General features: G+C 36.6%; 4 protein-coding genes. 3 read left to right on the plus strand and 1 reads right to left on the minus strand.

Going from position 1 to position 6,237, the window contains the following annotated elements; all coding sequences use genetic code 11:
• Positions 1 to 6: 6 nt before the first annotated feature.
• Together ACXAG7_RS15740 and ACXAG7_RS15745 are read left to right on the plus strand one after the other, a co-directional pair.
• Positions 7 to 990, plus strand: a complete 984-nt coding sequence (locus tag ACXAG7_RS15740) for a C1 family peptidase (RefSeq protein ID WP_476667411.1) — start codon at positions 7 to 9, stop codon at positions 988 to 990.
• A 497-nt stretch (positions 991 to 1,487) separates the two neighbouring features.
• Positions 1,488 to 2,234 (plus strand): YggS family pyridoxal phosphate-dependent enzyme, encoded by a 747-nt coding sequence (locus ACXAG7_RS15745; protein WP_476667412.1) that lies wholly within the window; start codon positions 1,488 to 1,490, stop codon positions 2,232 to 2,234.
• Positions 2,235 to 3,344: 1,110 nt separating this feature from the next.
• On the opposite strand, the gene ACXAG7_RS15750 is transcribed toward ACXAG7_RS15745, so the two are convergent.
• A complete protein-coding gene (locus tag ACXAG7_RS15750; protein WP_408044180.1) occupies positions 3,345 to 3,509 on the minus strand; it encodes a hypothetical protein in 165 nt (54 codons plus the stop codon).
• Positions 3,510 to 3,955: 446 nt separating this feature from the next.
• On the opposite strand from ACXAG7_RS15750, the gene ACXAG7_RS15755 reads away from it, so the two are divergent.
• Positions 3,956 to 4,996, plus strand: a complete 1,041-nt coding sequence (locus tag ACXAG7_RS15755; protein WP_476667413.1) for an alpha/beta fold hydrolase — start codon at positions 3,956 to 3,958, stop codon at positions 4,994 to 4,996.
• Positions 4,997 to 6,237: the final 1,241 nt, after the last annotated feature.

Consider the following 6,237-nt stretch of genomic DNA (forward strand, 5'->3'; position numbering starts at 1 on the left):
GAAGCCATGAAAACTAAAAGTGTATTCCTTGTTAGCATTGTTTGTCTAGTTCTTTTTAGCAGTTGTGCTGACCCATTTTATGCAGTGAACCCGCTTTCTGAAACAGCTCCTACACCTCCAGATGACGAGGTGAATGATGATGATTTTGGACCAGAACCCTATTTGGGAGATCATCATTTGGTAGGGGGGACTTGTGTCACGCAAATGAAAGATATACCGCCTACTAAAATGTACCCGATTCAAAATTTACCGGATAGCTTACCGCCATTGGTTGATTTATCGTCGGACATGCCGCCAGTAAGAAGTCAAGGACCTCAGGGGAGTTGTGTTGCCTGGTCGTCGGTATACTATTTGAAAAGTTACCAAGAAAAAATCCAACACAAGTACGAGTATTCATCTTTTTCGCACGTGATGAGTCCCTCTTATATATACAATCAAACGAAGGTCAGAGGCTCATGTAAAGAACCTTCATCTTTTGAAGCCTGCTTGGAATTAATGAAAACCCAAGGAGTACTCACTTGGAAAGATTTTCCGTATGTTTTTGTTGACTGTGAGCGAAAGCCTACCATGGACGAAGTGCGCAAAGCAGCGAAAATTAAAATAAAAGACTATTACTACTTAGAAATTCCAGATACGTTGACTGATTCTAAGTATAATATGATTAAGCTCATGAAGTCCTTACTGCATAAAAAAACTCCGGTCATGATCTCGATTGATTGGTTTAATGTGAAATTTGGGAACATACTACAAACAAATGACGTTTTTATTTACGACTATGAAAAGGTCGATCCAGCCGCTTGTGGCCATGCCGTATTGGTCGTTGGGTATGATGATGAGAAAAAAGCGTTTAAGTTTGTGAATTCATGGGGTAACAATTGGGGGAATAAAGGATACGCCTATATGTTGTACGACTTCTTTAGAGCAGAAGATGACCCTGAGTATAAGAAGGGATTATGGCAGCGTCTTATAGCCTTCGATACAGATGACTAATGGCTGAGAAAGCTATGATTTCCTTTTGTGTGTCACTCAGGTAGATCGCTTTGGGAGTTTTTTGAAGCTCGGCCCAAGTTCAAGTCCGATTTTAAAGATCGAAGGCAGCTATTAATCGTTAAAAATAAAGTGCTGTTCGGTGTATCGAACAGCAACTTTTATTATCCCCTTAAAAATCAACTATAGCTATAATTGATATGGCAAAAAAACACTTAATTACCGTCATATAAAACGCTTTGATATAGTTTTTTCTTATGGTGGAATAGGTGAAAAGTACTCACAGAAAAAATAGCGATTCTTACAGAATAGTTTGCGGGTTTACTAAGGGAGATTATTCTGTGAATAAGTTTTAGTCTCAGTTGATTAACGCATTATTGTTAAGGTAGTATTTCTGGGTGTTACACTTTGATTGTAATAACTGTTAAAGGGGATAATTTTGTTGATTATTTTAGTTAGGACTACTAACTTTGTAGTGATTTTATAATTAATAGAAAGTTATGAAGAACACACAAGAAATAGCGCTGCGTTTAACGGAAGTAAGAAGTCGCATAGCACGAGCCTGTGCTCGAGCGAATAGAAATCCTTCAGAAGTTCGATTACTATTAGCCACCAAAACAGTGGATATACCCAGTATAAAAGCGGTTTTGGAGTTGGGAGAGACCCTGATAGGTGAAAATAAGGTTCAAGAACTCAAGGAAAAAGGGCCAAGTTTGGCAAATACAGTAAAAGAAGCTCATTTTATAGGGCATTTGCAGTCTAATAAAATTAAAGATGTACTCAAATGGGTTTCCTGCATCCAATCTATAGATCGATTGTCGTTGGCACAAAAATTACAACGACGATTAGAATATGAAAATCGTAGTATAGAGGTACTCATTCAGGTAAATACATCTTATGAAATAAGCAAATTTGGTGTGGCTCCGGAAAAGGCCATTGAGTTAATAAAGGAGGTAGCAGTGTTAAAGAATATAAAAATCAAAGGACTGATGACCATAGGACTCTTTAGTGCCGACGAGCAGAAGGTAAGAAAATGCTTTAAAGTACTTAAAAACGTGCAACAGGAAGTTCGGCATCTGCAAATTCCGAATGTGACTATGGACGAATTATCGATGGGCATGAGTGGTGATTTAGAAATAGCTATAGAAGAAGGAGCAACGATAGTCCGTGTGGGAACGTCGATTTTTGGAGAACGTGCTTATCCGGATAGTTATTATTGGAATGAGGAAAAAGAAATCCGTAGTTAGTTCCGGATAAAAGAATGCCTTTGCAGGTGTAAGATTAGAGTGCCTATTGAAAAGAGTTCATAAACACTAAAAAGTGAAATTTACTGTGCTGTAAGTTAGTTGTTTAGTTTTATGGAGTGGGGTGTCACTAACTGCCGTACAGAAGTGCCTGCTCCTGCTCATTGACCAGAATGAAGTAAACAGACAGTATGAAGGATGATGAAGGTTGAAGGCTTGGTAAGATCCATAAAAAAACCTCTGGCAAGCCAGAGGTTATTATCAAACAATTACGCATTTATATTTTTAGAACCCCTTCATTTATTCTAATCATATATTTGCGCGACAAATGTACGGTACTTTGGTGAAAATAGTATTAAAGAAAACTTAAAAAAAACCAAAAAAAGAAGAATAAAGTGTTAATGAGTCTAGACTTTACAAGGGCTCAAGCAGATTTGGTATTGATGAGAAATGTTAAAATACTATCAGAACTCTCGGTGGTAATTGTGCTAAAAAAGTAGGGGGGCTTCGTAAGTGTCTAAGCCTTAATTACTCACTTTGGTTGTGACTAAAATTAGGGCTTTTTGTTCGGGTAATTTCGTATTGAACTACGCGTTTTAAATAGGTCTTTTAAAGTCGGGGGACTTATATTTTTGACACTACAATCTTCGAATCCATTTTGGATTCGTAAAATCAACATAAATTAAAAAAGCAACGATAAGTCCAAGTATTCCCAAAATCATAATCAGCAAATTTAGTTTTTAATAAAACAATTCAAATTGTAATAACCCTAATTAAAAAATTAGTGCTTTGGGAAAAAATAACGATGTGGAGGATTAGTTGATTTTTAAATAGTGAAATTAAAATTCCTATCCTTAGGATCAAAAGAATAGGAATTTTATCCCCTTATTTAAACAAAAGCTATGTGCTTTCAGGAACAATGTACAAGAAATAAATGGTTGTGTAACAGGAATTTAATTAAAATGTTAAAGAAAATGATAAAATAACATTTCATCTATAGTTTTTGTCATTTCACCGTTATTCATCTTTTCAAAAAATCATCATGAGCTTTTAGCCTTCTACGAGAAATAAAAAATCCAGTAAAGTAAGCTTTACTGGAAGTGTTTTTTGCTTTTAAAGCATGTGTGGAATAGGACAGTCCCAACAGTGAGGATTGTTAGCTGACCAAGCTCCCCCGTGTTGAGAATAGCATAAGGTTTGGCATCTACCGCCTCCGTTAATTGATTGTTGTTCTTTTTTGTCTAGGACACTTCCTAAGTTTGATAGATTCTTTAACATGATTAAATTTTTATAGTTGATTAAAAATAGAGGTTATGTTTGATTAAAGTGAAGAATAAATGATAAAAAAAGTAGGGTTAACTGATACATTTTCAATTTATTGCGGTTTTTTTGTAGGTGATTTTATGTCATGGGCATCATGAAGTTAATAAGGTGCTATAACTCCTATTGGTGAAATGCAAAAAAAAAAGAAGTAGCTCTGTAGAGCTACTTCTGACATAAGGAAAAACAAACAAACTACTTATGAAATTATATTTTTTATGTTGTGTATCGTGTGTATAGGGTCAAAGGTAGCACGGATTTGTTCGCTGTAGTCTTTGAATACGATTACTGTCGTTTTGCTGTAGTTGAGTTGTTTTTTTATGGAGTTCAAAAGGTTTTTGTTTCATGTGTGAAGTGGGGTGTCACAATAGCTATTAGTGGAAGTCTTTAGAAAAATTAGAGACATGAAAATAGTGAGCCTTATCATCTTTTTTATTAGCATTAGCTGTATTTATACTGTTTATGGTAACAATCAATCAATAGATGAGAGTCGTTTTGTTCGCATAGCTGGAAAAGACCATTGGATAAGTATTCGTGGTGAAAATAGGGCTAATCCCGTTATTCTGGTGCTTCATGGAGGCCCCGGTTCGGTGTTAAGTCCGTATTCCGATAGTTTGTTTAAGAAATGGTATCAGGATTTTGTGATAGTGAATTGGGATCAAAGAGGAGCTGGTAAAACCTTCGGAAAGAACGCTCCTGACACTCTAGCAGAAGATTATTTTTTGAAAGAGCCATTGGTTTTTAAACAAATGCTGAAAGATGGACTTGAACTGACAAAGTATATAACGCGTTACTTAGATAAAAAACAGCTAATTGTACTAGGAGGCTCATGGGGCTCCTTATTAGGTTTGAGGATGGTTCAGGAGTCCCCCAGCTTATTTAGTGCTTATGTCGCTTGTGCACAAGTGGTATCTTTTCCTAAGAATTACGATTATGCATACACGTACTTATTGAAAGAAACGGAACAAACCCAAGCTAAGGAGGTAGCAGAAAAATTGAAAGAGTTAGGTCCACCACCGTATAGCAGCCCTAAGCAATTAGGACAGTTTTTACGTTTGCTAAGGTATTGGGAGCGTCGAAGTGTTCAACCTGTAACAGCACATTTTTGGAGTATGAATCCCGATTATGATACTCCCAAGGATCAAAAACACCGATTTATGGGAGATGATTATTCTTTTTTATATTTTTCTGGACATGAGAAACTAGGAATACGGCCTTTGGCCATGCATATCGACTTTTCAAAAATGAATACCTCGTTTAAGGTCCCTTTGTATTTTGTGTCAGGCGAGTTTGATATTTTAACATCAATTGACGTACTAAAACCTTGGTTTGAAAGGATAGAGGCTCCGGATAAGGAGTTGTATATTGTGAAAGGGGCTGGGCATGATTGGAGTCCGTCAATTCTACAAAAGCAGTTAAGCATCGTGAAAAAATTGAGACAATAAAAAAGCATCCCCCCGCGGATGCTTTTCAACTAATTAACCAATCATTAAACCAATCTATCTATATATTTTTTTTGTTGTATCGAATTGATACTTCAAAGATAGAGGATACTCTCAGTGTTGATGGGTAGGAATCGTCAGTTCGCCAGTAACTATCGTTGATTGGTGTCGTAGTACAGTTGTGGGGCAAAAGGAGGGGATTGTTTAAGGTTTTGGAAGTCAGAAACCTGCTGAGGAAATCAAAAAATGTTGAGGATTGCTAGTGTAAAAAGTACAGCGGAAAATTGAGGTAACAAAAAAGCATCCCCCCGCGGATGCTTTTCAACTAATTAACCAATCATTAAACCAATCTATCTATATATTTTTTTGTTGTATCGAATTGATACTTCAAAGATAGGGGAGACTCCTAGAGTTGATGGGTAGGAATCGTCAAGTCGCTAATAACTATCGTTGATTGGTGTCGTAGTTCAGTTGTGGGGCAAAAGGAGGGGATTGTTTAAGGTTTTGGAAGTCAGAAGCCTGCTGAGGAGGTCAAAAAATGTTGAGGATTGCTAGTGTAAAAAGTACGGCGGAAAATTGAGGTAACAAAAAAGCATCCCCCCGCGGATGCTTTTTAACTAATTAACCAATCATTAAACCAATCTATCTATATATTTTTTTGATGTATCGAATTGATACTTCAAAGATATAGGAGACTCTTGGTGTTGATAGGTAGGAATCGTCAGTTCGCCAATAACTATCGTTGATTGGTGTTGTAGTTCAGTTGTGGAGCAAAAGGAGGGGTGTTTAAGGTTTTGAAAGTCAGAAGACTGCTGAGGAAATCAAAAAATGTTGAGGATTGCTAGTGTAAAAAGTACAGAGGAAAATTGAGGTAACAAAAAAGCATCCCCCCGCGGATGCTTTTCAACTAACTAACCAATCATTAAACCAATCTATCTATATATTTTTTTTGATGTATCGAATTGATACTTCAAAGATAGAGGAGACTCCTAGAGTTGATGGTTAGTAATCGTCAGTTCGCCAATAACTATCGTTGATTGGTGTCGTAGTTCAGTTGTGGAGCAAAAGGAGGGGATTGTTTAAGGTTTTGGAAGTCAGAAGTCTGCAGAGGAAGTCAAACAAGATCGAGGATTGCTAGTGTAAAAAATACAACGGAAAATTGAGGTAACAAAAAAGCATCCCCCCGCGGATGCTTTTCAACTAACTAACCAATCATTAAACCAATCTATCTATATATTTTTTTT

Source organism: Tenacibaculum sp. AWR4_210, from assembly GCF_056160945.1.

Excerpts from the sequence above, each read along its gene's own strand:
- ACXAG7_RS15740 (WP_476667411.1), top strand. The coding sequence starts at position 7 with ATGAAAACTAAAAGTGTATTCCTTGTTAGCATTGTTTGTCTAGTTCTT.
- ACXAG7_RS15745 (WP_476667412.1), top strand. The coding sequence starts at position 1,488 with ATGAAGAACACACAAGAAATAGCGCTGCGTTTAACGGAAGTAAGAAGT.
- ACXAG7_RS15750 (WP_408044180.1), bottom strand. The coding sequence starts at position 3,509 with ATGTTAAAGAATCTATCAAACTTAGGAAGTGTCCTAGACAAAAAAGAA.
- ACXAG7_RS15755 (WP_476667413.1), top strand. The coding sequence starts at position 3,956 with ATGAAAATAGTGAGCCTTATCATCTTTTTTATTAGCATTAGCTGTATT.